At 68.2% G+C, this 3,028-nt stretch carries 3 protein-coding genes; all 3 read right to left on the reverse strand.

Annotation, left to right across the window (positions count from 1 at the left end; translation table 11 throughout):
* On the reverse strand, window positions 1-602 hold a 602-nt coding region (locus ACT4N3_RS11620), incomplete at its 3' end, for a sterol desaturase family protein (RefSeq protein ID WP_444855387.1).
* A 267-nt stretch (window positions 603-869) separates the two neighbouring features.
* On the reverse strand, window positions 870-1,664 hold the full coding sequence (locus ACT4N3_RS11625) for an NTP transferase domain-containing protein (protein ID WP_444855388.1): 795 nt from the start codon (window positions 1,662-1,664) through the stop codon (window positions 870-872).
* A partial coding sequence (locus ACT4N3_RS11630) for an MmgE/PrpD family protein (RefSeq protein WP_444855389.1) occupies window positions 1,661-3,028 on the reverse strand: 1,368 nt, incomplete at its 5' end. The genes ACT4N3_RS11625 and ACT4N3_RS11630, both read right to left, overlap by 4 nt.

Here is a 3,028-nt window from a genome sequence, read left to right on the forward strand (position 1 = left end):
TTCTCGTCATGGAAATGGTGCGCCATGTGACGGCGCTTCATCTCCGCCAGCGCCTTGTTCTTGGGCTTGTAGGCGAGATGCTGGATGCAGTGGACGAACTCGTAGACGCAGGTCGTGATCAGGCCGGTGGCGAAGGCCGCCGCCGCGCCGCCCACGCCGGCGCCCCAGATCGCGCCGATGCCGTAGCCGATCGGGATCACGCCGAGGGCGATCGTCGGCAGCGTGGTGTGGAGGGCGCCGAACAGCACTTCGAGATGGTTCGGGTCCTGGTGGTGATCGTAGTGGATCCGCTTCCAGGTCGAAGCCATCCACTTGTGCCGCCACATCCAGCGGCTGTGCAGCACGTAACGGTGCAGCAGATACCAGATCAGCGGATAAGCGGCGCTCGCGAACGCGACGGCGAGGAGGGTCGGCGCGAGCGGTGCGGGCGACCAGATGAAGACGCCGATCGAGAGGGCGGCGAGCGCCAGATAGGCGATGATCGCCGGGTAAGTGAAATAGGCCTTCACCAGCTCGGGCAGCGTCATCTTGTCGAGATGATGCTCGCGCTGCCAGAAGCTGGCGCGGAGCAGGCGCAGTTCGGGGGTCTGGGCGGTCTTCACGTTGCTTTGTCCGATGTCCTCATAGCGCGCGACGGCCGCTGGGGCGAGGGCGCGCGCTCCAATGTGAGGGTGGGACGTAGTTTCGCAATGCGGCGGGATTGGGGCGCGGCGATGGCCGGTGGTGGGTGCGCGGTGCATTGGTGAAGATCAGGGCCAAAGAACCCTCTCCCCGGCGGGGAGAGGGCAGGGAGAGGGGGTTCGGCCTCAGCGGATATCGCGGACTCAGAACCCCCTCACCCCAGCCCTCTCCCCCAAGGGGAGAGGGGGCTAACTCGCCTCGCGCTCTCTTATGATCCGGTTGGCGAGGTCCCAGTCGACCTGGCGGTCGACGTCGATCGGGCCTTCGGCGAAGGGCATCAGCACCGGCGCGGCGCGGACGCCGATCGCGCGGGAGAGCGCCTTCAGCACCGTGTTCAGCGTGAACAGCCGGGTCTTGTAGAGCAGGAACGCCCAGAGCCCGAAGGCGCCGATCAGCCTTTTGGGCTTCTTGCCGAATTGCCCGCCGGAGCGGAACACCTGCGCCGCCTCGATACCCTTGGGGGTCAGCAAGGCGTAGAGGTTGCAGGAGGAGAAGGCGCCGTCGCGGAAGCGGTGGAAGGCGCGGTTTCCTTCGGGGTATTTTTCGAGGACGTAGCTGGCGGGGGTGAGGCCGAGCGCACCGTCCTCGCTGAGCCCGACCGAATGATCGCAGAAATAGGCGACCATCTCGGCGGTGTGGAGCGCATTGTCGCCAGTGGTGATGACGAGCGGGAGCAGCTCGGGCGTGGCGATGGCGGCGACGCTGGAGGCGATATTGTCGCGGCTGCCGACGAACTCGACCTGCTCGGCGCCGGGGAGGCCGGATATGATCCCGCGCGCTTCGTCGATCGCCTCGGGCTCGATCGCGACGATGACGCGGTTGGCGCGGTCGGCCTCCAGCACCGCGCCGACGACGCGGCGCAGCATCGGCTGGCCGGCGATGTCGATGAAGCATTTGTGGCTGACGCCGCCGGCCCGCGCGAGCGGATCGAGATTGCCGCGGCTGGCGGCGAGGACGAGGATATTGGGGCGCACCTGACTCATGCCGGCATGTCGTAAAGCGCCGCCATCAGCGGCGCAATCGAGGGCAGGCGCGGCAGATCGGCCAGCGCCTCGCGCGCGGCGGCGAACCGCTCGGGCGGCAGCAAGGGCGCGGCGCAACCGTCGAACTTGGCCCAGACCTGATCGAGCGTGAACGGCGCGGCGAGGCTGCCGGCGGGCATCGCGATGCTCTCGCTGACGGTGCGGCCATCCGCCAGCGTGATGTGGACCTCGGTCGGGAACTCGCCTTCGGCCTTGTCGACCGGGTGGCGGTGGATGCGAGGGTAGAGGGCGCGGATTTCGGGGCGCATGGCGGCTTCGTCGGTGAAGTCGGCGAGGGTGCAATTGCCGGTCACCATCGCGCAGGCGATGCCATATTCCAGGCTGAACTTCGCCTGCAGCGCGTCCCTGGGATCGGTGTACATCAGATTGTTGAGATGCGAGATCGGCGCGTAGATATCGATCGCAACGATTTGATCCAGTGTGATTTTCTGCTTTTGCTTCAAGCTTAAAACACCGTCCATCGCGCGGTGGGCGCTGCCGCAGATCGGGAAGCGCTTCACCCGGAAACCGCTCGAGAGGATGAGGAGCGGCTCGCCGATGCTGGCGGTTTCGAAGCGCAGAGTCTGGCCGTGCTCGACATGGGTCAGCGTGTCGCGGAGCTGCTCGTAATCGGGGCCGACCATCAGCCGGTTCATACCGGTCGGGCCGTCGAGCGTGTCCCGGCCGGCGTCGATCCCGGCGCGGGCGAGGCTCGCCGCCATCACCCCGGCCTTGGCGGCGAGGCCGGCGTGGAGCGGCTTCGTCATCGTGCCGAACTGGCTCATGAAGCCGGCCGCCATGCTGGTCGAGATCGAGACGGCGTTGGCCGCGGTGGCGGCGTCGAGCTTCAGCAGTCGCGCGCAGGCGGCGGCCGTGCCGATCGCGCCGACGGTGGCGGTGGCGTGCCAGCCGCGGTTGCGGTGGGCCGGGTTCACGCCCTGGCCGACCCGGCCGAGAATCTGCAGGCCGGCGACATAAGCGTCGAGGCACTGGCGGCCGGACGCGCCCTCCGCTTCGGCCAAAGCGAGGATGCCGGGGGCGAGGACGGCGGTGGCGTGGGCCTTGGCCGGATCGAAATTGTCGTCGAAATCGAGCGCATGGGCGGCGGTGCCGTTGACCAAGGCGGCCCAGGGCGGGGCGAGACGCGCGACCTGGAGGATCGCGGTGGCCGGGCCGGCGCCCCAGTTGCGGACCGTCTCCAGCACCGCCAAAGTGGCCGGCTCGACCGCGCCGGCAATCGTGACCCCGAGCACATCGATAAACTGGCGATGCGCGGATTCGAGCGCTTCGTCCGGCCATGCGTCGGGCGTCCCGGCGAGCCAGGC

Source organism: Sphingosinicella sp., from assembly GCF_052388015.1.
Taxonomy (GTDB): domain Bacteria; phylum Pseudomonadota; class Alphaproteobacteria; order Sphingomonadales; family Sphingomonadaceae; genus Allosphingosinicella.

What these genes read in the sequence shown, in the direction of transcription:
- ACT4N3_RS11625 (WP_444855388.1), bottom strand. Translation starts at nt 1,664, where the DNA reads ATGAGTCAGGTGCGCCCCAATATCCTCGTCCTCGCCGCCAGCCGCGGC.